The sequence below is a fragment of the Streptomyces sp. AHA2 genome, from assembly GCF_036857595.1.
Taxonomy (GTDB): domain Bacteria; phylum Actinomycetota; class Actinomycetes; order Streptomycetales; family Streptomycetaceae; genus Streptomyces.
This window is the reverse complement of sequence record NZ_JAUQWJ010000001.1, coordinates 355,851-377,252: the sequence shown is the minus strand read 5'-3', so window position 1 is coordinate 377,252 and position 21,402 is coordinate 355,851. Positions and strand designations below refer to the sequence as shown.

Genomic DNA, 21,402 nt, shown 5'->3' with positions numbered 1-21,402 from the left:
CCCGGGCCCGTGGAGCGCCGGGCGGGCGGCGGACGGGCCGGCGGCGGACGGGCCGGCCGCTCAGTCCTCGCCGGAGGCCGGCGGCACCACCGCGACCGGGCTCGCCGCGTGCAGCAGGACGGCCTGGGTGACCGAGCCCATCATGCGGGCCGGTGCCATCAGGCGCCGCCGGTGCCGGCCCACGACGACGAGGTCGGCGTCCGCGGAGGCGTGGACGAGGTGCCCGGCCGCGTCACCGGCAGCGGCGACCGTCTCGGCCTCGACATCGGGGTGCCGCTCGCGGTACGGGGCGAGGAAGCCGTCGGCGAGGACCCGGGCCTCGTCCTCGATGACGTTCCGGTCGACGACCGGCGGGGGCAGCTCGCCGGGCATCATCCAGGGCTGCGCCGGCCACGGGTAGGCGGCGACGGCGCGGAGGCGGGCGCCGCGCCGGGCGGCCTCCTCGAAGGCGAACTCCAGGGTGGCCTCGTCGGGACCGTCCACCTTGAGGCCGACGACCACCCGCGAGCCGGGACCGGGCGCCGCGTCGCCGGGGACCTCGCGCCCGGGCCGGGGCACCACGACGACCGGGCACTCGGCGTCGCGGGCGGCGGCCATGCTGGTGGAACCGAGCAGCAGACTGGCGAAGCCGCCGCGGCCCCGGGAGCCGAGCACCAGCAGTTGCGCCCCGGCGCCCAGTTCGGGCAGGACCACGCCGATCGCGCCCTCCAGTCCGGAGTACTGCGTGTCGGGCAGGTCGGGGCGTCCCTCCAGGTGGGCGCGGACCCGGTCGAGGACCGGGTCGTCCTGGGGGTCCGCCGGCCCGGCGGTGAGCACGTCGGGCTGTGCCCAGTGCGCGTACTGGCGGACATGGGCCACGCGCAGGGGTGCCGCGCGCCGGCGTGCGGCGTCGACGGCCCAGTCGAGGGCGCGCAGGCTGTCGTCCGAACCGTCGACCGCTGCGACGACCGGCAGGGTGCTCATGGGGTCCTCACCTCCGGGATACGACCGTCTCCTCCCGGTGCCAGCCTGACGCACAGGGCGGCTCCGGGAGGATGTCCCGGGACTCGTGTCCGCGATCGCGGCGCCGACACCCCCGGATCGGCCGCCCCGTCACCCGGTGGGCAGATCCGTACCAGGCCCCGTCCGCCCGTCCGGGCCGGTGGTGCCGCCCTGGTGCGGTTCGGAGCCGGTCAGGTGAGGTCGAACTCGCCCTCCCGGGCTCCCGAGACGAACGCGCCCCACTCGTCGGGCGTGAAGATCAGGGAGGGGCTCTCGGGCCGGGCGCTGTTGCGCATGGCGATGAAGCCTTCGACGAAGGCGATCTGCACATCCCCCCGGCCGCGGCTGCTGGACTGCCACTGCGCGTTGCTGAGGTCCAGGTCCGGCTTGTCCCAGCCCGTGAACGGGCGCTGCTGGGTGGTGGTCTCGGGCACGTCCGTGCTCCTCCCCATTTCGTCGTCCGCGGTCAGCCTAGCGATCGGGTCCCACCGCCGACAGGGCACGTGAGGGGGACCTTTCGGCGGTGGCGATTGAACTCGGGGTGACGTCCGGACGTACTGGTGGTGGCAGGCCCTCGCGAGGGCTCTGTTCGCCATGCCTGAGCACGACCGCACGGAAGGACCACCGGGTGCCGCCTTTCACTCGCTCCCGCCACCAGCCTGACCCGGCCGAGAGCGGTACCGAACCCGACGGCGACGCCGCCGGTGCCGCACCGGCCCAGGTCAAGGCCCCGGCCCCGCGGGGCGACGCCGCGGAATCGGACGGGAGCGGCGGTACGGCGGAGCCGCAGCCCCCTGTGGACGGCTCACGGCCCGGCTGGTTCGGCTGGCGGCGGCGTCACCCCCGGGCCGCGCACGGGGTCTCGCTCGCGGTCACCGTGCTGGCCGGTGTGCTCGTGCTGTTCGCGTTGCTCCTGCCCAACCGGATCGAGCGGGTGGAGTTCGCCTCGTTCGTCCGGATCCCCGCCGAGGGCGTACTGCTGGCGGGACTGCTGCTCGCACTGCCGCCGAGGCCCCGGAGGATCACGGCCGTCGTGACGGGGGTGCTGCTGGGGCTGCTGACCGTCCTGAAGGTCGTGGACATGGGCTTTCACCAGATCCTGGCCCGGCCGTTCGACCTGGTCCTGGACTGGATCCTGCTCGACGACGCGACGGACTTCCTGCGGGAGTCGTTCGGCCGCACCGGTCAGGTCCTGGCCGTCACCGGCGTCGTCGTGCTGTTCGTGGTGCTGCTGGTGCTGACGGCACTGGCCGTGGTGCGGCTGTCGAACCTGATGGTCCGGCACCGGCGGGCCGCCGGGCGGACGGTGCTCGTCCTGGGCACGGCGTGGATCACCTGCATGACCCTGGGCCTGCAGATCGGCACCGTGCCGGTCGCCACGAAGGGCAACGCGGAGTTCGTCGGCAACCGCGTCGAGCAGGTCCGGGCGGGACTGCGGGACGCGCGGGTGTTCCGGAAGCAGGCCGCCGTGGACGCCTTCGCGAAGACCCCGCCGGACCGGTTGCTGACGGGTCTGCGGGGCAAGGACGTCCTGTTCACCTTCATCGAGAGTTACGGCCGGGTGGCGATCGACGATCCGGCGATGGCCGCGCAAACCGACGCCGTGCTCGAGGAGAGCACGGCCGGGCTGAAGTCCGCCGGGTTCGCCTCGCGCAGCGGCTGGTTGCGCTCGCCGGTGACGGGCGCGGGCAGCTGGCTCGCCCACTCGACGTTCCTGTCCGGGCTGTGGATCAAGAACCAGCAGCGCTACCGCACTCTCACCACCAGCGACCGCATGACGCTGACCAAGTACTTCGGCCGCACCGGCGCCTGGCGGACCGTCGGCATCGTGCCGGGCGTGCGCCGGGCCTGGCCGGAGGGGAAGTTCTTCGGCCTCGATCACATCTACGACTCCGAGCACCTCGGCTACCACGGTCCCTACTTCAGCTGGACGCCGGTGCCCGACCAGTTCAGCATGGAGGCCTTCCAGCGCCTGGAGCACGGGAAGGAGGACCGCGAGCCGATCATGGCGGAGATCATCCTGGCGTCCAGCCACAACCCGTGGTCCCCCGTCGCCCGCATGATCGACTGGGAGGACCTCGGCGACGGCTCAGTGTTCCACCGGATCAAGAAGGAGGGCACCGACCCGAAGGAGGTCTGGCAGGACCCGGAGAAGGTGCGCGCCGAGTACCGCAAGGCCGTCGAGTACTCGATCCGCAGCCTGATCGAGTGGGTGCAGCGCTACGGCGACGAGGACACGGTCCTGGTCTTCCTCGGCGATCACCAGCCGGTGCCGACCGTCCTCGCCGGGGACACCCGCCGGGACGTGCCCGTCAGCATCGTCGCCAAGGACAGCGGGGTCCTGGAGCGCGTGGCCGACTGGGGCTGGACGGACGGCCTCAAGCCGGCGCGGGACGCACCTCTTTGGGGCATGGACGAGTTCCGCGACCGCTTCATGACGGCGTACGGCCCGCAGCCCTGAGCGCGCCGTACGGCCGGCGGCCCGGACCGGGTGCCGCGCGGTCAGGAGAAGAAGGCGGACACACGACGCGTGAACCACTCCGGGTCGTCGAGCCACGGGTAGTGCCCCGCGCCCGGCTGCACCACGCACTCGGCGTGCGGGAAGACGCCGGCGGTGCGGCGGGCCAGGGCCGGGGCCGGTCCGCCGTCGGCCCCACCGGCCAGGACGAGCACGGGGGCGGTCAGGCGGGCCAGTGCGCCGCGCGTCGCCTCCGGGTCGTAGGCGCCGTCACCGCCGTAGGCGTCGGCCGCGTCGTCGTTGGTCTCGGCCTCCTCACGGCCGGCGTGGGCGCGGGCCGTGTCGTCCCAGCGTCCGTGGAAGAACGGCACGAACACCGGGTCGAAGTCGCCCGAACCGTCGAGCCAGGCCTCGAACGCCGGGAACGCGTCCGCGAACCAGGGTTCCGCGGCCCTTCGCAGGGCCGCCGTACGCCGGTCCTCGGCCGTGGCGGGCCACCCCAGCGCCCAGGGAGTGGCGGTGACCAGGGCCAGCCGCGCGATCCGCTGCGGATACCGGGCCGCGTAGAGCATGGCGAGGCTTCCGCCCGCCGAGTGCGCGAGCAGGTCCATCCGCTCCAGGCCCAGGTGGAGCCGGAGCGCCTCGACGTCGTCCACGAGCCGGTCGCAGCGGTACGTCGCCGGGTCCGCCGGCTCCTCGGAGTCCCCGGTGCCGCGCAGGTCCAGCAGCACCAGTCGGCGGTGGGCGTCCAGTCCGCCGAGGTTCCCGAGGTAGGCGGAGGCCCGCATGGGGCCGCCGGGCAGCACGATCAGCGGCTCCCCCGCGCCGAGCCGGTGGAAGGCGAGTCGGGTTCCGTCCGGGGCGTCGAGGATCGGCATGCGGTCGATCCTCGTGCCGGGCCCGGCCCGGCACAAGCGGGTTCTCCGGCCGGTCTACCGGTTCCCGAGGTCGTCCCTGAGCCGGCGTTTGAGGATCTTTCCGCTGGCGTTGCGGGGGAGTTCGTCCACGAACACCACCCGCTTCGGTGCCTTGAAGGGGGTGAGCCGCTCGCGGACGTGGTCGATGAGTTCGGCCTCGGTGACCTCCCCGTGCGGGACGACGACGGCCGTGACGGCCTCGATCCACCGTTCGTCGGGCAGGCCCACGACCGCGGCCTCGGCGACCTGCGGATGCGTGTAGAGCGCGTCCTCGACCTGGCGTGAGGCGATGACGACACCGCCGGAGTTGATGACGTCCTTCACGCGGTCGACGATCGTGAAGTAGCCGTGGGCGTCGCGCACGGCGAGGTCGCCGGAGCGGAACCAGCCGTCGCGGAAGGCCTCGGCGGTCTCCTCGGGCTTGTCCCAGTAGCCCTCGCACAGTTGGGGGGAACGGTAGACGATCTCGCCGGGGGTGCCGTCGGGCACGTCGACGCCATCCTCGTCGACCACCCGGGCGTCGACGAACAGCACGGGCCGGCCGCAGGAGTCCATGCGGCCCCTGTGCTCGTCGGGTGCGAGGACGGTGGCCAGCGGGCCGATCTCGCTCTGCCCGAAGCAGTTGTAGAAGGCCAGGCCCGGCAGGCGCTCCCGCAACCGTTCGAGAACCGGCACCGGCATGATCGAGGCGCCGTAGTAGGCCTTGCGCAGGCCGCTCATGTCACGCGTGGCGAAGTCGGGGCGGTGGGACAGGGCGATCCAGACGGTGGGCGGGGCGAACAGGCTGTCCACCCGGCCCGTCTCGATCAGGTCGAACAGCCGGTCTCCGTCGGGGGCGTCGAGGACGATGTTCGTCGCGCCGACGGCCAGGTACGGCAGCAGGAAGACGTGCATCTGGGCCGAGTGGTACAGCGGCAGCGCGTGCGCGGGGCGGTCGCCCGCAGCGAGGTCGAGCGCGGTGATCGCGCTCAGGTACTCGTGCACCAGGGCCCGGTGCGTCATCATCGCGCCCTTGGGCAGGGCCGTCGTGCCGGACGTGTACAGCAACTGCACGAGGTCCTCGCTGCGCGGCTCGGGACCGTCGTACGCGGGCGTCCCCTCCAGCCGGTCGAGCAGCGAGCCGTCGGTGTCGCGCAGGGGCAGTGTGCGTACGCCGCCGGGGAGCCGGGCGGCCAGGTCCGGGTCGGTGAGGACCAGGGAGCTGCCCGACTGGCCGACGATGTAGGCCAGGTCGTCACCGGTCAGGTTCTGGTTGGCCGGCACGTGCACCAGGCCGGCGCGGGCGCAGGCCAGGAAGGCGATCAGATAGGCGTCGGAGTTGTGGCCGTAGGCGGCGACCCGGTCGCCCGGTGACACCCCCAGGCCCAGCAGGACGCTCGCCGCCCGGGAGACGGCGGTGTCCAGCTCCTCGTAGGTCCAGGTGCGCTCGCCGTACTCCACGGCGACACGGGCCGGAGTGCACCGGGCGCTGCGCCGCAGGACTCCGTCGACCGTGCTGCCGTGTCCGGGCGGGATCGTCGCGGGCGTCGTCATGACGACGATCCTCGGTTCGGCCCGGGAGTGGGTCAAGGACGCGCGGGCCGCGAGCCGGGAGCACCGCGGTCCGCTCAACCCGGGCACCGCCTCCCGCGTCCGCTGTGGTGGTACCGCTGACCGTTCGCATCACTTCGCACGTTCGACGCTCCTTTCACCCGACGACGTTGGAGGGCACGATGCGCAGCCGGCTGAGACGGCTCGTTCTCGGGGCGACGGCCCTGTTCACGGCCGCGTCCGCGTTACCCGCGGCCGCCTCCCCGCAACCGCGGCAAGCGGAGCAGCACCCTTCCCGCGACGGCCTGTCGGCCGTCGTCCGCTACACCGAGTACGGCATTCCGCACATCCTCGCCGGCGACCACGCCGGTCTGGGCTTCGGTACGGGCTGGGCGCAGGCCGCCGACGAGGTGTGCACCCTCGCCGACGGCTTCGTGACCCTGCGCGGCGAGCGGTCGCGGTACTTCGGTGCCGGGGCGGCTCCCGGCGGCGACCTCTCCGCGGCCCGGACGAACCTCGCCAGTGACCTGTACTTCCGCGGGGTGCGCGAGAGCCGCACCGTGGAGCGGCTGCTGGCCGGGCGTGCGCCGGTGGGTCCGAGCCGCGAGATGCGGGCCATGATGCGCGGGTGGGCGGCCGGGTACAACGCCTGGCTGGAGCAGCGGACGATCTCCGATCCCGCCTGCGCGGGCGCCCCCTGGGTACGGCCGGTCACCGAGCTGGACGTGGCGGCCCGCGGCCTCGCCCTCGCCTCGATCTCGGGCGAGGGACGCTTCGTCGACAGCATCACCTCGGCGCGCCCGCCGGCCCGGCCCGCGGCGGCACCCGGAACGCGGTCCGCGGGCGCACCGGACGCCGGAGCCGTGGTGAAGGCGGCCGGCCGACTGTGGGGCCAGGGGGACATGGGGTCCAACGCGGTCGCCTTCCACGGCACCACGACCGCGAGCGGACGCGGACTGCTGCTGGGCAACCCGCACTACCCGTGGCAGGGCGGTCGCCGGTTCTGGCAGTCGCAGCAGACGATCCCGGGCGAGCTGAACGTCTCCGGCGGCTCACTGCTCGGCCTCCCGGCGATCTCCATCGGGTTCAACGCCCATGTGGCGTGGAGCCACACCGTCTCCACGGGCGTCCCGGCCGCCTTCCGCCGGCTGACGCTCGATCCGGACGACCCCACGGTCCACCTCGTGGACGGCGAGCCGGAGCGCATGCGGAAGCGGACGGTCACCGTGACCGTGAAGGACGGCGCGCCGGTGACCCGCACCCAGTGGTGGACCCGCTACGGCCCCGTCGTCACCTCCCTCAGCGGTCAGGTCCCGCTGCCGTGGACCGACCGGACGGCGTACGCGCTGTACGACCCGAACGCCGCCAACCTGCGCTTCGCCGACACCTCCCTCGGCTTCGGCAAGGCCCGCAGCACCCGGGACGTCCTCGCGTCCCTACGGCGGCACCAGGGCATCCCCTGGGTGAACACGATCGCCGCCGACCGGGCGGGGCACTCCCTCTACACCCAGTCCCAGGTACTCCCCCGTGTCACCGACGAGCTGGCCGAGCGCTGCTCCACGGAGCTCGGCCGCACGACGTACCCGGCGTCCGGGGTCGCGATTCTCGACGGTTCACGCGGCGACTGCGCACTCGGCCGTGACCCCGACGCGGTCGTGCCGGGCATCTTCGGCCCGGCGCGGATGCCGACGCTGAGGGACGCGCCGTACGTGGAGAACTCCAACGACACGCCCTGGCTCACCAACGCCGACCGGCCGATCACCGGCTACGAGCGGATCTTCGGCACGGTCGGCGCACAGCCCGGGCTGCGCACGCGCGGCGCGATCGAGGACGTGGCGGCGATGGCCGGGAAGGGCGGCCTGACCGTACGCGACCTGCAGCGGCAGCAGTTCGCCAACCGGGTGCCCGCGGGTGACCTCGCGGCCGCGGACACGGCCCGCGCCTGTGCCGCGCTGCCCGGCGGTACGGCGACGGGCAGCGACGGCGCGGCCGTCGACGTGACGCGGGCGTGCCGGGTGCTGAAGGGGTGGGACCGCACGATGGACACCGGAAGCCGCGGAGCCCTGCTCTTCGACCGGTTCTGGCGGAAGCTGGAGCAGGCGGTGCCGCAGGAGCGGCGGTGGAAGGTGCCGTACTCGCCGGCGGACCCGGTCCGCACGCCGCGCGCCCTGAACACCGGTGCCGCCGGTTTCACCACGGCCCTCGCCGACGCCGTGGCCGAACTGCGCGCCGCGGGCATCGCGCTGGACGCGCCGCTCGGTGCCCACCAGTTCGTCGTGCGTGACGGCGAGCGTCTGCCGGTGCCCGGCGGCGCGGGCAGGCTCGGGGTGTGGAACGTCATCGAGCCGACGTGGGACCCCGCCCGCGGCGGCTACGCGGACGTCCCGTTCGGGAGCAGCCACCTGCAGGCCGTGGGGTGGGACCGTACGCCCTGCCCGGTGGCGCGCACGCTGCTGACGTACTCCCAGTCCTCCGACCCGGCCTCGCCCCACCATGCCGACCAGACACGGCTGTTCTCCGGTGAGAGGTGGGTGACGTCGCGCTTCTGCGAGGAGGACATCCTGTCGTCGCCGGAGCTGAGGGTGGTGCGGGTGCGCGAACGCCGCTGACCGCGCGGTGCGGGGGTGGCGCTCGGCCCGAGCGCCACCCCCGCTGCCCCGACGGGACCTGACGTCCCGTCATCAAGGCGTGCACCGGCTGGCAGTGCCTTCCACGCGTCCGGTTCGCGGGTGCGTGCGGCGGACATACTTCCGGGGACACCCGAGACGGTTGTGGCGAAGGGATGCGCGGTGACCCACGAGGCGGCAAGCGGCGGACCCACCCGGCGTCAACTGGCCCGGGCGGGGCTGGCCCTGGGCGGGGCCCTCGCCCTCGCCCCGCTGCCCGCCGGGCCGGCTGCGGCCGATCCCGCGGCGCGGGACCGGCGTCCCACCCTGCGGCACGGTTCGGCCGCACGCGCCGGGCTGCTCGCCTCCCACCTGCGCCGGCTCGTCACCGACGCCGAGGCGTTCCTCGGCCCCTCCCCCGTCCACCCCTGGTACGCCGGTGCCGTCCTGCTCGCCGGCCGCGGCGGCACGGTCGCCCTGCACCGGCCCATCGGGATGGCGGTTCGCTACCGGGCCTACGACGAGAAGACCGACACCGGCGTGGAGTTCGAGCCCGGCGAGCAGATCCCCATGGCCGAGGACACCGTCTTCGACCTGGCGTCGGTGTCGAAGCTGTTCACCTCGATCCTGGCCGTGCAGCAGATCGAGCGGGGCGCGCTGGGACTGGAGGCGAAGGTCGCCTCGTATCTGCCGGAGTTCGGGCGGGCGGGCAAGCAGGACGTCACCGTCCGGCAGCTGCTGACGCACACCTCGGGCTTGCGCGCGTGGATCCCGCTGTACGGCGCGCCGACCCACGAGGAGAGGCTCGAGCTCATCTGGAAGGAGACGCCCGTCTCCGCACCGGGCACGGTGTACCTCTACTCGGACCTCAACCTCATCTCGCTGCAACTGGTGCTGGAGCGGATCACGGGCCGCTCCCTGGACACCCTGCTGCGCGAGGAGATCACCGCCCCGCTCGGGCTGCGCCGCACTCGCTACAACCCGCCCGCCTCCTGGCGGCCGCGGATCGCGGCCACCGAGGACGCCCGCAAGCCGTGGTCCGGGCTGGAACGGGGCCTGGTGTGGGGCGAGGTGCACGACGAGAACGCCTACGCGCTGGGCGGGGTCGCGGGTCACGCGGGCGTGTTCTCCGACGCGTGGGACCTCGCGGTGCTCGGCCGGACCCTGCTCAACGGCGGTGTGTACGGGCGCGGCCGGATCCTGGCACCGGAGTCGGTGGAGCTGATGTTCACCGACTTCAACACCGCCTTCCCCGGCGACGAGCACGGTCTGGGCTTCGAGCTGTACCAGCACTGGTACATGGGCGCGATGGCCACACCCCGCACGGCCGGGCACACGGGTTTCACCGGCACCTCGCTGGTCCTCGACCCGACGACGGACTCGTTCCTCGTGGTGCTCGGCAACTCCGTCCACCCGGTGCGCAGTTGGCGTTCCGGGTCCGCTCCGCGGGTGGCCGCCGCGAACAACCTGGCCCGGGCGGTACCGGTCCGCCCCGTGCGGGGCCGCACGGCCTGGTTCTCGGGTACGGCGCTCTCCACCACGGCGACGCTCACCCTGCCCGCCCTCGACACCTCAGGCGGCCGGGCGCTGCTGCGCTGCGCACTGTGGTGGGACACGGAGCCCGCGGCCGACACCCTGATCCTGGAGGCCTCCGCCGACGGCGGCAGCGGCTGGCAGCCGGTGCCCTTCACCACGTCCCGCCGGGGCGAGGAGCCCCGCACACACTCCTCGGGCGCGGTCACGGGCTGGTCGGGCCGGGTCTGGCACCGCACGATCGCCGACCTGCCCGCCGCCCGCGGCCTCATCCTGCGCTGGCGGTACACGACGGACCGGCTCTCCGTGGGGCGTGGCTGCTACGTGGACGGACTGCGGGTGGGGTCGGCCGACGGCGCCCTGTTCGACGAGGCGCGTCCGGCGGACGCGGCACGCCTCGAAGCGGTGGGCTGGGCACCGTCGGCCGACTGACGCGGCCGTCGCGTCACTGGTTGAAGACGGCCTTCTGCACCTCGTTGGGACCGTCGAAGCGGTCCTCCTTCAGGCCGTCGAGGGTGCTGACGACCTTGTCGTCGGCGTTGTTGCTGCGGGCGCGTTCCACCAGGTGCTGCTTGTCCGTGGGGTAGTCCATGCCCTTGAGGGCCTTCTGCAGGTCGGTCGGGCTGAGCTCGGCCATGAGGGGCCTCCCGTGGGGTGGTGCGACCGTCCGAGACGGCCGGACAGTCCGTTTCATCTAGCTTTGTCGGAGTGCCCCGGGACGGCGGTGTGATTCACCCCGTCTCCTTTTCGAGAACCGCCATCGCGGCGTTGTGCCCCGGCACACCGCTGACTCCGCCGCCGCGCACCGCGCCCGCCCCGCACAGCAGGACGTTGGCGTGCCGGGTCTCCACGCCCCAGCGTCCCGTGCCCTCCTGGGCGAATGGCCAGCTCAGCTCGCGGTGGAAGATGTTCCCGCCGGGCAGGCCCAGGTCCCGTTCCAGGTCGAGCGGCGTCCGGGCCTCGATGCAGGGCCTGCCGTCGGCGTCGGCGGCCAGGCAGTCCGCGAGGGGTTCGGCGAGGTGGGCGTCGAACTGGGCCAGGGTCGACTCCAGCAGTTCGGCGCGCACGGCGTCGTTGTCCCGGGCGAACAGCCGGGCCGGGGTGTGCAGGCCGAACAGGGTGAGCGTGTGGCAGCCGCGCTCGGCGAGCCCGGGGCCGAGGATGGTCGGGTCGGTGAGCGAGTGGCAGTAGATCTCGGAGGGCGGTGCGGCGGGCAGCTCACCGGCGGCCGCCCGGGCGTGCGCGGCGGCCAGTTGCTCGTAGCCCTCAGCGATGTGGAAGGTGCCGGCGAACGCCTCGCGCGGGTCGACGGCGGTGTCGCGCAGCCGCGGCAGGCGTTCCAGGAGCATGTTGACCTTGAACTGGGCGCCCTCCGCCGGCGCCGGGGGCGTGTCGCCGGTCAGTTCCGCGAGCGCCTGCGGGGAGGCGTTGACCAGGACGTGCCGGGCGGCGGCGACGCCCTCGCCGTCGGCCGTGCGGTAGGCGACCTCGGCCGTGCGGCCGTCGGTGGCGATGCTCAGCGCCTCGTGGCCGGTGGCGAGGACGGCGCCGGCGGCGCGGGCCGCGTGGGCGAGGGCGTCGGTGAGCGCGCCCATGCCGCCGACGGGCACGTCCCAGTCGCCGGTGCCGCCGCCGATCACGTGGTACAGGAAGCAGCGGTTCTGCTTGAGGGAGGGGTCGTGGGCGTCGGCGAAGGTGCCGATGAGGGCGTCGGTGAGGACCACGCCGCGCACCAGGTCGTCGGCGAAGTACTCCTCGACGGCCGTGCCGAGGGGCTCCTCGAACAGCGTCCGCCAGGTCCGGTCGTCGTCGAGGAGGCGGCGCAGTTCCTCGCGGGTGGGCAGCGGCTCGGTCAGGGTCGGGAAGATCCGCTGCGCCGCGCGGCCGGTCATGCCGTAGAACTCCCGCCAGGCCCGGTACTCGCGGTCGGAGCCGGTGAGCCGGGCGAAGGACTCCCGGGTGCGCCGTTCGCCGCCGCCGACCAGGAGGCCGGTGGGCCTGCCGTCGCGCACGGCCGGTGTGTACGAGGAGACGGTGCGGGTGCGGACCCGGAAGTCCAGACCCAGATCGCGGACGATCTTCCCGGGCAGCAGGCTGACCAGGTACGAGTAGCGGGAGAGCCGGGCGTCGACACCGGCGAAGGGCCGGGTGGACACCGCCGCCCCGCCCGTGTGGTCCAGCCGTTCGAGAACCAGCACGGAGCGGCCCGCCCGGGCCAGGTAGGCGGCGGCCACCAGGCCGTTGTGGCCGCCGCCGACGATGACGGCGTCGTACGTCCGGTGTGCGCGGGGTCCCTCGGGTGCGGTCATGGTTCTTCGTAACACGGGGTGATCGTCGTGTTCCAGACGGCCGCCGGACCGGTCAGCGACCGGCCGGCGTCCGCTGGTCCCGCAGGGCCGCCACCCTGCGGTACGGGGCCACCGCCCCGTCTGCACGGCCCAGTCGCTCCGGGCAGTGCGCCTCGCCGCTCCGGGCGGCGAGAGTGTCGGGGTGGTCCGGCCGGCCCAGGCACCGGCCGGTCAGGCCGGTCAGGCCGGTCAGGGCTTCCGGGGAGCGGGTGGCCGCTCGTCGGGGACCGGGGCGCCGGGGCCGGTGGCGGGGCGGGCGATCCACTCGCCGGACAGCCCGGCCGCCGGGTCGGGACGAGGGGTGCGCGGCACGGCACCGGCCGCCCTGTGCCCGCTGGTCATGCCGTGGGTCCAGGACGGCATCCGGCCGGTCGGCGCCGGCGCGCCGGAAGCCGGGAAGGGCGCGGCGGCGACGGACACGTGGGCCGGGGCGGCGCGGTGGGCGGTGATCCGCCAGGCCAGTTCCCGGGCGTCGCCCGGTCTGTCCTCGGGGTCCTTGGCCAGGAGGTCGAGGATCACCCGCTCCAGGAACACCGGCAGCCCGGGCCGGAGTTCGCGGGGCGGGCGGGGCGGGGTGTCGCGGTGGCCGACGAGGATCGACCAGGCGTCGTCCAGGTCGAACGGCGGGACTCCGGTGGCGAGTTCGTACAGGACGCACCCGAACGAGTAGAGGTCGCTGCGCTGGTCGACCTCGGTGCCGCCGATCTGCTCCGGTGACATGTAGTGCGGGGTGCCCATGGCGATGCCGGTGCCGGTCAGCCGGGACGTGAAGCCGATGTCGTGGCCGAGGCGGGCGATGCCGAAGTCGCAGATCTTCACCGTGCCGTCGTCGAGCCGCACGATGTTGGCGGGCTTCAGGTCGCGGTGCACGATGGCCTGTTCGTGGCAGTAGGCCAGAGCGGCGGCGACCTGCTCGGCGATCTCCACGATGTCGTCGACCGGCAGCGGGTGGCGCCGGTGGCCGGCCAGCAGCTCGCTGAGGTTGCGCCCGGTCAGCAGCTCCATGACCAGGTACAGGACGCCCTCGGACTCCCCGAAGTCGTGCACCACGGTGATGCCCCGGTGCTGCAGCGCCGCGGCCACCCGGGCCTCGCGCCGGAACCGCTCACGCACGACGCGGGTGAAGGCGTGGTCGTGGTTCGCGCCCAGCGGCTTCAGGCACTTCACGGCGACGTGCCGGCCGAGCGACTCGTCCCGCGCCCGCCACACCTCCCCCATGCCGCCGCGTCCGATCAGCTCCAGCTGCCGGTACCGGCCCTGGATGAGTCTGCTCTCCCCCATGTCGCGCGACGCTCCCCCCGGTAGCCGTTCGCCCGCCCCCTGGCCCCTCCAGTATGGCGGCCCGCCGTCCGGGTGTGTACGGGGCGGGGCGGGCGTACGGGCCGAGTCCCGCCATGGCCCGCACGACGTGTGCGCCGCTGAGCCGCGTCCGGGACCTGCGAGGGTGGCGCACCGGATGCCGTCGATCCTCCGGACGCGGGCCCGGCGCCCCGGGCCGCGCCGGTCGCGCGCCTCACATCGGCCCGGGCTCCACGACGGCACGGCCACTGTGCGCGGGTCTGCTCTCGTACGGGTGGGGGGTGCCTTCCGGACACGGGCACGCCGGTACGGCCCGGGCGCCGGCCCCGCGCGCGGTCAGTCGAGGGTGGCGAGGAACTCCGTGCAGGCGCGTGCGCAGGCGCGGCACGCCGCCGCCGAGTCCTCGGCGCCCGGCTGGCGGTCGAAGACGTGGGCGGCCTCCAGGCAGACGGTCCGGCACCACTCCACCTGGACCCGGATGGTGTTCTCGTCCACCTGGTTCTGCTCGGACAGCACGCGGCAGGTCGCGTCGCAGACCTCCGCGCACATGATGCCCTTGCGCCGTACGAGTTCCTGGTTCTCGGTGCCGTCGGGATCCACGAGGCTCGCGCGCAGCGCGCAGGCCCGCGCACATTCGGTGCACGCCTGGGCGCAGGCGAACCGGTCCTCCAGGAACCGGAACAGCTCCTGCTGGGATGTCGTCGAAGTCACGCAGCGCGGGTAGCCCCGCCGGGCGCCGGCAAACCCGGTACCGCGGGGCCGGGTGAGCCTGGTTCACGGCGCGAAGCAGGGGTACCCGCGTGACATGAATAGCGCATGGATGGAGATGGCCGCGGGGCGTGGCGCCCTCGGCGTCGGGCTGGCTGTGGCGGGTGTGGTGGTCGTGGCCCTGCTGCTGGGGGCCTTCGTCCTCGGCTTTCGCAACAAGCGCAGGGAACTGCCCACACCGCGTCCGGAGGAGCAGCCGCGCATGCCCGAGGGCGGCCCGGTCCGGGAGACGCAGGAGCGCCGGGAGCCGGACGAGATGCCGCGCAGCGACGAGCGCCTGACGCCGCACGAACTGAAGACGAACGGCCGGCAGAGCGACCGGACGAGCGGCTCGCAGGAACGCCCGCGCTGGAACGAGGGCAGCAGCGGCGGATTCGGCAGCGGAGGCCCGGGAGCCCGCTGAGCCGCGTCGCACCCTCCTGCGCCCCGGGGCGGGGCGGGAGCGTCATGAAGGGCCCGCGCCTTGCCGCGTGGGCCCTTTCGCATGCCCGGCACCCTCCCGGCGGGCTGCCGGGAGGGTGCCGGGCCGGAGACGTGGATCACCGGTTCAGGGTGCGGCGCGCCCGGGGGTCCAGCGTCTTTCCACACGTGCAGGGGGCCACTGAGACGCAGGACGGTGAGGGTGGAGCAGGTCCGGTTCGCCCGGCCGAAGGTCACCGAGCAGACTCCGGAGGCCTGTGTGCGCGCGGTGCTGGTGCGCCTCGCGGCCCGTTCCGCCCGGCGGCGCCGGTGGGGTGAGCGTCCGGTGGACCAACTGCCCGACCGGGCCGACCCCGGCGACATGCCGTCCGCCGTCGCGGAACGCTCGCGGCCGGAGGCGGCGCCGGCCCGGCTGTCACCGAAGCAGCGGGTGTGCCGTGACCCCGGTGCGGCAGCGGGCGCACGGACGGGCGCAACTGCCCGGCCCGGCGGCATACTGATCACGCGCCGCGCCACGACCGGGCCGGCGCAGAGGGGATGACGCGACGTGACCACGGAAGGGACGGGTGGGCGGGGGACGTCCGGCGAGCCGGACGGCCTCCCCGCGCTCACCGACGAGGTGTGGCTGAGTTTTCTGGGCGACAGCGAGTCGGCCATACGGGCCACCGCGCCGAGGGAGCCCTCCGCGCGGGAGCGGGCGCGGGGCCGCCGGCCCGAACCGCCGCAGACCGTGGGCGAACTGTGGCAGCCGGACGAGCCGCGGGTCCGCGTGGCCTGGCGGGATCTGGACCACCGCGCCCGGGTGCGGCGCGCCGGACGCTTCGCGGCGACCGCGGCCGCCGTCGCGCTGGCCCTCGGGGCCTGGTCGCAGCTCTCCACCGGCGCGGGCCAGGACAGCCGGCGGGAGGAGGGCACCGTGGAGCAGGTGCAGGGCGCGGAGCTCTCCACGGCCACTCCCCTGCCGTCCGGCACTCCCGTCCCGGACGCACCCCGATAGCACGCGCAGGACGGGTGCGGTCCGGCGGCGCCGCTTAGGATGACCTCACCGGCCGGATCCGGCGTTCACCCGGGCGAGGCCCCCGGCCGCGAGCCGACCGGGACGCGCACGCCGACCCGAAGGGGACAGCCATGAGCGCGCCGCGCCTCAGCAGTACGCCGTTGCCCGGCATAGGCGTCCGCTACGACCTGACGACCCGGGAGGACCGCCGGCTGTCGGTGGTCGCCCACCGCGACGGCCACCGCACCATCAGCGCCTACCGGAGGGACGACCCGGACGCCTGCGACCTGTCCGTGCGGCTGACCGCCGACGAGGCGGCCGCCCTCATCGACGCGCTGATGCCGTCGCACCACACACCGAACCTGCTCTCCACCACCGACCTCGGACTCGTCGCCGAGCGCATAGAACTGCCCGGCTCCTCGCACTGGAACGGACGGCTGCTGGGCGAGTCCCGGATCCGCACCGACACCGGCGCGTCCGTGGTGGCGGTGCTGCGCCGGGCGGACGCCATCCCCTCCCCCGCCCCCGACTTCCGGCTGGCCGGCGGCGACACCCTCATCGTCATCGGCACCCGCGAGGGTGTGGAGGCGGCCGCCGCGATCCTCGGGCGGGAGTGACCCGCCGTGCACGACTCCGCGGTCTTCCTGATCGAGTTCGGGTGCCTCATCCTCGGGCTCGGACTGCTCGGCCGGATCGCCGGGCGCTTCCGCTTCTCACCCATTCCGCTGTATCTGCTGGCCGGACTGGCCTTCGGCAAGGGCGGTCTGCTGCCGCTGGGCGCCAGCGAGGACTTCGTGGCCGTCGGCGCCGAGATCGGCGTCATCCTGCTGCTGCTCATGCTGGGCCTGGAGTACACGGCGGCCGACCTCGTCACCAACCTGCGCACCCACTATCCGGCCGGGCTCGCCGACGCGGTCCTCAACGCCCTGCCGGGGGCGGCGCTGGCCCTGCTGCTGGGCTGGGGCCCGGTGGCCGCCGTCGTCCTGGCCGGCGTCACCTGGGTGTCGTCCTCCGGTGTCATCGCCAAGGTCCTCGGCGATCTGGGCCGGCTCGGCAACCGCGAGACGCCGGCCATCTTGAGCATCCTCGTCCTGGAGGACCTCTCCATGGCGGTCTACCTGCCCATCGTGACGGCCCTGCTGGCCGGGGTGGGGCTGGCCGCGGGCGGTGCCACCCTCGCCATCGCCCTGGGAGTCGCGTCCCTGGTACTCGTCCTGGCGGTGCGCTTCGGCCGCCACGTCTCCCGCTTCGTCTCCAGCGACGACCCCGAGAAGCTGCTGCTGGTCGTCCTGGGGGTGACGCTGGTGGTCTCCGGGGTGGCCCAGCAGCTGCAGGTGTCGGCCGCGGTGGGCGCCTTCCTGGTGGGCATCGCGCTGTCCGGCGAGGTGGCCGAGGGGGCGACGAGCCTGCTCGCGCCGCTGCGGGACCTGTTCGCCGCGGTGTTCTTCGTCTTCTTCGGCCTGCACACCGACCCGGCCAGCATCCCGCCGGTGCTGCTGCCCGCGCTCGCCCTGGCGGCCGTCACGACCGCGACGAAGATCGCCACCGGGTACTGGGCCGCGCGCCGCGCCGGGGTCGGGCGCAAGGGCCGCTGGCGCGCCGGCGGCACGCTCGTCGCCCGCGGCGAGTTCTCCATCGTCATCGCCGGTCTCGCCGTCACCTCGGGCATCGAACCGTCCCTCGGCCCCCTCGCCACGGCCTACGTCCTGATCCTGGTCCTGCTCGGCCCGCTGACCGCCCGCTGGACCGAACCCCTGGCCACCCGTCTGACCGACCGCCGGGGCCGCGGGCGGCGCTCCGGGCGGGCCGCGCCCGCTCCTTCCGGGGACCACGAGACGATCGAGGGCCGGGACGCGGTCGGACGGGCCTGATCCCCGCAGCAGCAACTCCCGCGGGCGTCCGGCCCGTTCAGCCCGTCTTCCAGCCCCGGCGCGTGTCGACGCGCTCCCACTCCGCGTCCCACATCGCCAGCCGCCGCCGGTCCAGGGCCAGACGGGTCAGCCACAGCGTGCCGATGACCGTGCCGCCCGCGAAGGACCCCGCCAGCACCCCGCCCATCGCGCTGTGGAGCCACGCCTCGCCGCCGGACACCGGCGGGCCGGTGAGGTCGCCCTCCCGGTTCACCCAGACGGCGACCGTGGAGCCGGCGGCGGCCCGCGGCGGCACGCGGGCCTCCTCCCGGTGGTGGGACCCGTCCGGCGCGGTCCAGCGCACCGTGCCCCACACCCGGTGGTCGCCCGCCGCACGGGCCGCGGCCGGGCCCGGCGCGTCCCGGACGAGAACGGCCCGCACCTCGTGGCTCTGTGCCCGTTGCCGTTCGACGGCCAGGTCGACGGCCTCGGACGCCGTCAGCCCCGCGAACAGCCCGCCCAGCAGGGCCAGCACCCAGCCGACCGGCACGACCCAGGCCTCGACGACGTCGACGCGCCGTCGCAGCGGGTTGCGTCGCCACCGCCACCACCGCACGTGCGTGCGCCCGGACGCTTCCATCGCCGACACCCCCTCGTGAGCACCGGCAGCACCCTTCCAGTGTGCTCCCGGCACCGCCGGAGGGCCCTGCCGGGGCCCCTCAGCCCGACCAGCGGTCCTCTCCGGGCTTCCGCAGCACCGCCAGCAGACCGTCCTGGGCGGCCACCGCCTCCAGGGCCAGCGTGCGGTAGCCGGCCTGGGCGAAGAACACGGTGATGCGGTCCTGGTCCTCGCTGAGCACCGTGCCGTCGCCCCACTGCTCGTGCCGGACCTCGGTGCCGACGGGGTAGGCGGCCGCGGCCGGGTGCGCGGGCCGCTCGCCGGCCTGCCGGCCGTCCCGGTCCTCGTCGCAGAGGTCGCAGTTGCCGCAGGGCGCCGCGAGCTCCTCCCCGAAGTAGCCGAGCAGGAAGGACCGCCGGCAGCCGGTGGTCTCGGCGTACGCCCGGGCCATCTCGACCCGGGTGCGGTCCGTGCGGCGGTGGGCCTGCGCCGTGCGCGCCGCCTCCTCCGCCGCCTCCTCGGGGGACACCCCGTCGGCCGGGCGGACCTCGCCGTCCTCGCCCGTGTCGACCGCCTCGGCCTCCTGCAGGAGGTTCACCGCGGCGGTCACCCGGTTCCTGGACAGGCCCGTCTCCTCGCGCAGTTCGTCCAGGCCGGCGGGGTCGTCGCCGTGCTCGTGCACGGCCTGGGCGACGTCCGACAGGGTCTCGCGACCGGGGCTGCGTCCCGCGAAGTAGGTCTGCATGCCGGTGTCCTCGGACCGGTAGTGCAGGACGGCCAGGGCCGGCTCCCCGTCCCTGCCGCAGCGGCCGATCTCCTGGTAGTAGGCGTCCAGCGAGCCCGGCAGCGACGCGTGCAGGACGAACCGTACGTCCTCCTTGTCGATGCCCATGCCGAACGCCGAGGTCGCCACCACCACGTCGGCCTCGCCGGAGAGGAACGCGTCGTGGATGCGCTCGCGCTCGGCCGCGCGCAGGCCGGCGTGGTAGGCCTCCGTGGTCAGTCCCAGGGAGGCGAGCTCGCGGGCGTAGTGCTCGCTGTCCTTGCGGGTGCCGGCGTAGACGATGCCCGGCTTGGGTTCCGCGGCGGCGCGTTCGACGACGGCCCGGCGCCGCTCCTCGTCGTCCAGGAAGCGGCGCACCTCCAGTCTGATGTTGGGCCGGTCGAAGCCGGTGACCATCAGGCGCGGGCGGCGCATGCCGAGACGTTCGGCGATCTCCTTGCGCACCGGTGAGGCGGCGGTGGCGGTCAGGGCCAGGACGGGCGGTCGGCCGACGCGGCGCACGGCCTGCTCCAGGCGCAGGTAGTCGGGGCGGAAGTCGTGGCCCCAGGACGACACGCACTGCGCCTCGTCGACGACGAACAGGGCCGGATCCAGCGCGGCCAGCCGTTCCAGCACGTCGTCCTTGGCCAGCTGTTCCGGTGACAGGTACACCAGCCGGGCGTCGCCCCGTTCCACCGCCTCCCAGGCCTCCTGCGTCGCGGTCGCGCCCAGGTCGGAGTTGACCGCCACGGCGCCGGGGGCGCGCTCGCCCTCCGGCAGCCCGGCGATCTGGTCCCGCTGCAGGGCCAGCAGGGGCGAGACGACCACGACCGGCCCGGACAGCAGGACGGCGGGGACCTGGTACACGGCGGACTTGCCGGACCCGGTCGGCATGACGACGAGGGTGTCCTCCCCGTCGAGCACCCATTCCATGGCGGTGAGCTGCTCGGGCAGGAGGGTGTCCCAGCCGAACACGCCGGCCGCGGTCTCCCGCAGGCTCGCGGCCCGGTCCTGCCGTGTCCCCGACCCCTTCCGTCCCATGCCGGCTCCTCGCTGTTCCGTGCGGACGGCGGTGGATCGCGTCCGCGGCGCAGCCCTGGGTACCCGCCGGACCGCTTACGTATCAGCGGTGTGCGCGGCGGTGCCGGGGCGGGGACGCGGCGATCCGCACCCGCCCGCGCCCGTCGCCGGAGCCGCCGGGGGCGTCGGGGTCGGCGCGGAGGAAGCCGGCCAGGGCGTGCCCCTCCTCCGTCACGGCGTCGCGCTCGGCCCGGGAGAGGCCGCGCAGCGGGGTGACCTGGACGGTGTCCGCCTCGACGGTCCAGGTCGCGGCGACCCGGCCGTCGACCAGCACCAGGCGGGCCCCGGCGACCGACAGGCCGCGGTGGGCGTCGTCGATGATGCGGCCGCGGTCGTCGTAGCCGAGAACGGCGTTGTCGAAGGCGGGCAGGAACCGCACCGGGGCCGGGGTGCCGGGGTCCGGGCGCGGCGCGCCGGGCAGGTCGAGGAGTTCCCGGCCGCGCTCGTCGCGGAAGGAGACCAGTTCCCCGCGCAGGGCGCTCACCGCGCGCGGCAGTCCGGCCAGGCCGCACCAGGCGCGCAGGTCGGCGGAGGCGGCGGGGCCGTAGGCGGCGAGGTACCTGCGCACGAGTGCCTGCCCGACGGGGTCGGAGCCGTCCGCGGCCGGCGGGTCCGTCCCGTGTCCCAGCCAGGCGGACATCAGGGCGTAGCGTGCGCCGCCCTTGGCCCGCCACAGGCCGCGCGGGGGAAGCTGCACGGTCGGCAGGAGACCGGCGACCAGCATCTCGCCCAGGGGCCGCGGACCGGCCTGCGGCCAGCGGCCGGCGACGGCCCGGCCCAGTTCGGGCATCGTGCGCGGTTCGCCGTCGGACATGATCTTCTCGCCCTCCGCCGCGAGCTCGGCGAGATCCACACCGTCCAGCTCGCGGCGGTAGACCCCCAGCACGCGCTGACGGAGCATGGCGTCGTGGCGGCCCCGCCAGGCCAGGGCGTCGGCGGCGGTGACCAGGTGGACGGTGCGCCGCATCAGGTGGGTGCGCACCACCCGCCGCCCGGTGAGCAGCCCGGACAGGCCGTCCGGGTCGAACGCCCGCAGCCGCGACCAGAGCCCGGTGAACGGCTCCTGTGGTTCCTGCGCCTGGAGCCCGCCCAGGTGGGCGACGGCGTCGAGCACGGGCAGGTCGGCGCGGTCCAGGAGCAACTGGCGTGCGAGGGTGGCGCGGTTGAGCGCTCGTGCGTCCAGAACGGTCATCCAGGGTCCTCGGCTTTCGCGTCGTGCGCCGGCCCGTCGTC

The 21,402-nt window shown here is 74.5% G+C and carries 18 protein-coding genes and 1 pseudogene; 8 read left to right on the top strand and 11 right to left on the bottom strand.

Annotation, left to right across the window (positions count from 1 at the left end; all coding sequences use genetic code 11):
* Positions 1 to 60 precede the first annotated feature (60 nt).
* A complete protein-coding gene (locus Q5694_RS01770; protein WP_333930151.1) occupies positions 61 to 963 on the bottom strand; it encodes a universal stress protein in 903 nt (300 codons plus the stop codon).
* A 209-nt stretch (positions 964 to 1,172) separates the two neighbouring features.
* On the bottom strand, positions 1,173 to 1,415 hold the full coding sequence (locus Q5694_RS01765) for a DUF397 domain-containing protein (RefSeq protein WP_333930150.1): 243 nt from the start codon (positions 1,413 to 1,415) through the stop codon (positions 1,173 to 1,175).
* A gap of 194 nt (positions 1,416 to 1,609) precedes the next feature.
* On the opposite strand from Q5694_RS01765, the gene Q5694_RS01760 reads away from it, so the two are divergent.
* The gene (locus Q5694_RS01760; protein WP_333930149.1) at positions 1,610 to 3,442 is read left to right on the top strand and encodes a sulfatase; all 1,833 of its coding nucleotides are present in this window, start codon (positions 1,610 to 1,612) and stop codon (positions 3,440 to 3,442) included.
* Positions 3,443 to 3,483: 41 nt separating this feature from the next.
* On the opposite strand, the gene Q5694_RS01755 is transcribed toward Q5694_RS01760, so the two are convergent.
* Positions 3,484 to 4,317, bottom strand: coding sequence for an alpha/beta fold hydrolase (locus Q5694_RS01755; RefSeq protein ID WP_333930148.1), 834 nt, complete (start codon positions 4,315 to 4,317; stop codon positions 3,484 to 3,486).
* A gap of 54 nt (positions 4,318 to 4,371) precedes the next feature.
* A complete protein-coding gene (locus Q5694_RS01750; protein ID WP_333930147.1) occupies positions 4,372 to 5,889 on the bottom strand; it encodes an acyl-CoA synthetase in 1,518 nt (505 codons plus the stop codon).
* 179 nt (positions 5,890 to 6,068) lie between these two features.
* Here Q5694_RS01750 and Q5694_RS01745 point away from each other — a divergent pair, with 179 nt between their 5' ends.
* Positions 6,069 to 8,495 (top strand): penicillin acylase family protein, encoded by a 2,427-nt coding sequence (locus Q5694_RS01745; RefSeq protein WP_333930146.1) that lies wholly within the window; start codon positions 6,069 to 6,071, stop codon positions 8,493 to 8,495.
* Positions 8,496 to 8,675: 180 nt separating this feature from the next.
* Complete coding sequence (locus tag Q5694_RS01740) at positions 8,676 to 10,457, top strand: serine hydrolase (RefSeq protein ID WP_333930145.1); 1,782 nt, start codon at positions 8,676 to 8,678, stop codon at positions 10,455 to 10,457.
* A gap of 13 nt (positions 10,458 to 10,470) precedes the next feature.
* Here the strand turns inward: Q5694_RS01740 and Q5694_RS01735 are convergent, their stop codons facing one another.
* The 4 genes and pseudogenes from Q5694_RS01735 to Q5694_RS01715 form a co-directional block, all read right to left on the bottom strand.
* Positions 10,471 to 10,662 (bottom strand): DUF2795 domain-containing protein, encoded by a 192-nt coding sequence (locus tag Q5694_RS01735; RefSeq protein WP_333930144.1) that lies wholly within the window; start codon positions 10,660 to 10,662, stop codon positions 10,471 to 10,473.
* 94 nt (positions 10,663 to 10,756) lie between these two features.
* Positions 10,757 to 12,334 carry a phytoene desaturase family protein gene (locus tag Q5694_RS01730; RefSeq protein WP_333930556.1) on the bottom strand — a complete coding sequence of 526 codons (1,578 nt, stop codon included), beginning with the start codon at positions 12,332 to 12,334 and terminating at the stop codon, positions 10,757 to 10,759.
* Between the two features lie 79 nt (positions 12,335 to 12,413).
* Positions 12,414 to 13,654, bottom strand: a pseudogene (locus Q5694_RS01725) (protein kinase domain-containing protein); the annotation flags it as partial.
* Between the two features lie 354 nt (positions 13,655 to 14,008).
* Entirely contained in the window at positions 14,009 to 14,383 is a 375-nt protein-coding gene (locus Q5694_RS01715) for a ferredoxin (RefSeq protein WP_333930143.1), read from the bottom strand.
* A gap of 94 nt (positions 14,384 to 14,477) precedes the next feature.
* Between Q5694_RS01715 and Q5694_RS01710 the strand changes: the two genes are divergently transcribed.
* The 5 genes from Q5694_RS01710 to Q5694_RS01690 all read left to right on the top strand — a co-directional run bounded on the left by Q5694_RS01710 (position 14,478) and on the right by Q5694_RS01690 (position 17,728).
* On the top strand, positions 14,478 to 14,843 hold the full coding sequence (locus Q5694_RS01710; protein WP_333930142.1) for a DUF6479 family protein: 366 nt from the start codon (positions 14,478 to 14,480) through the stop codon (positions 14,841 to 14,843).
* 219 nt (positions 14,844 to 15,062) lie between these two features.
* The gene (locus Q5694_RS34780) at positions 15,063 to 15,401 is read left to right on the top strand and encodes a hypothetical protein (RefSeq protein ID WP_443040791.1); all 339 of its coding nucleotides are present in this window, start codon (positions 15,063 to 15,065) and stop codon (positions 15,399 to 15,401) included.
* A gap of 6 nt (positions 15,402 to 15,407) precedes the next feature.
* A complete protein-coding gene (locus Q5694_RS01700) occupies positions 15,408 to 15,857 on the top strand; it encodes a hypothetical protein (protein WP_333930141.1) in 450 nt (149 codons plus the stop codon).
* A 131-nt stretch (positions 15,858 to 15,988) separates the two neighbouring features.
* A complete protein-coding gene (locus tag Q5694_RS01695; protein ID WP_333930140.1) occupies positions 15,989 to 16,474 on the top strand; it encodes a cation:proton antiporter regulatory subunit in 486 nt (161 codons plus the stop codon).
* A gap of 6 nt (positions 16,475 to 16,480) precedes the next feature.
* Entirely contained in the window at positions 16,481 to 17,728 is a 1,248-nt protein-coding gene (locus tag Q5694_RS01690) for a cation:proton antiporter (protein WP_333930139.1), read from the top strand.
* 37 nt (positions 17,729 to 17,765) lie between these two features.
* Here the strand turns inward: Q5694_RS01690 and Q5694_RS01685 are convergent, their stop codons facing one another.
* The 3 genes from Q5694_RS01685 to Q5694_RS01675 form a co-directional block, all read right to left on the bottom strand.
* Positions 17,766 to 18,347 (bottom strand): Rv1733c family protein, encoded by a 582-nt coding sequence (locus Q5694_RS01685; protein ID WP_333930138.1) that lies wholly within the window; start codon positions 18,345 to 18,347, stop codon positions 17,766 to 17,768.
* 79 nt (positions 18,348 to 18,426) lie between these two features.
* Positions 18,427 to 20,130, bottom strand: coding sequence for a RecQ family ATP-dependent DNA helicase (locus Q5694_RS01680; protein ID WP_333930137.1), 1,704 nt, complete (start codon positions 20,128 to 20,130; stop codon positions 18,427 to 18,429).
* Between the two features lie 82 nt (positions 20,131 to 20,212).
* Positions 20,213 to 21,361, bottom strand: a complete 1,149-nt coding sequence (locus tag Q5694_RS01675) for a winged helix DNA-binding domain-containing protein (RefSeq protein ID WP_333930136.1) — start codon at positions 21,359 to 21,361, stop codon at positions 20,213 to 20,215.
* Between the last annotated feature and the right edge of the window lie 41 nt (positions 21,362 to 21,402).

What these genes read in the sequence shown, in the direction of transcription:
- Q5694_RS01770 (WP_333930151.1), bottom strand. Translation starts at nt 963, where the DNA reads ATGAGCACCCTGCCGGTCGTCGCAGCGGTCGACGGTTCGGACGACAGC.
- Q5694_RS01755 (WP_333930148.1), bottom strand. Translation starts at nt 4,317, where the DNA reads ATGCCGATCCTCGACGCCCCGGACGGAACCCGACTCGCCTTCCACCGG.
- Q5694_RS01750 (WP_333930147.1), bottom strand. Translation starts at nt 5,889, where the DNA reads ATGACGACGCCCGCGACGATCCCGCCCGGACACGGCAGCACGGTCGAC.
- Q5694_RS01745 (WP_333930146.1), top strand. Translation starts at nt 6,069, where the DNA reads ATGCGCAGCCGGCTGAGACGGCTCGTTCTCGGGGCGACGGCCCTGTTC.
- Q5694_RS01735 (WP_333930144.1), bottom strand. Translation starts at nt 10,662, where the DNA reads ATGGCCGAGCTCAGCCCGACCGACCTGCAGAAGGCCCTCAAGGGCATG.
- Q5694_RS01730 (WP_333930556.1), bottom strand. Translation starts at nt 12,334, where the DNA reads ATGACCGCACCCGAGGGACCCCGCGCACACCGGACGTACGACGCCGTC.
- Q5694_RS01710 (WP_333930142.1), top strand. Translation starts at nt 14,478, where the DNA reads ATGAATAGCGCATGGATGGAGATGGCCGCGGGGCGTGGCGCCCTCGGC.
- Q5694_RS01695 (WP_333930140.1), top strand. Translation starts at nt 15,989, where the DNA reads ATGAGCGCGCCGCGCCTCAGCAGTACGCCGTTGCCCGGCATAGGCGTC.
- Q5694_RS01685 (WP_333930138.1), bottom strand. Translation starts at nt 18,347, where the DNA reads ATGGAAGCGTCCGGGCGCACGCACGTGCGGTGGTGGCGGTGGCGACGC.
- Q5694_RS01680 (WP_333930137.1), bottom strand. Translation starts at nt 20,130, where the DNA reads ATGGGACGGAAGGGGTCGGGGACACGGCAGGACCGGGCCGCGAGCCTG.
- Q5694_RS01675 (WP_333930136.1), bottom strand. Translation starts at nt 21,361, where the DNA reads ATGACCGTTCTGGACGCACGAGCGCTCAACCGCGCCACCCTCGCACGC.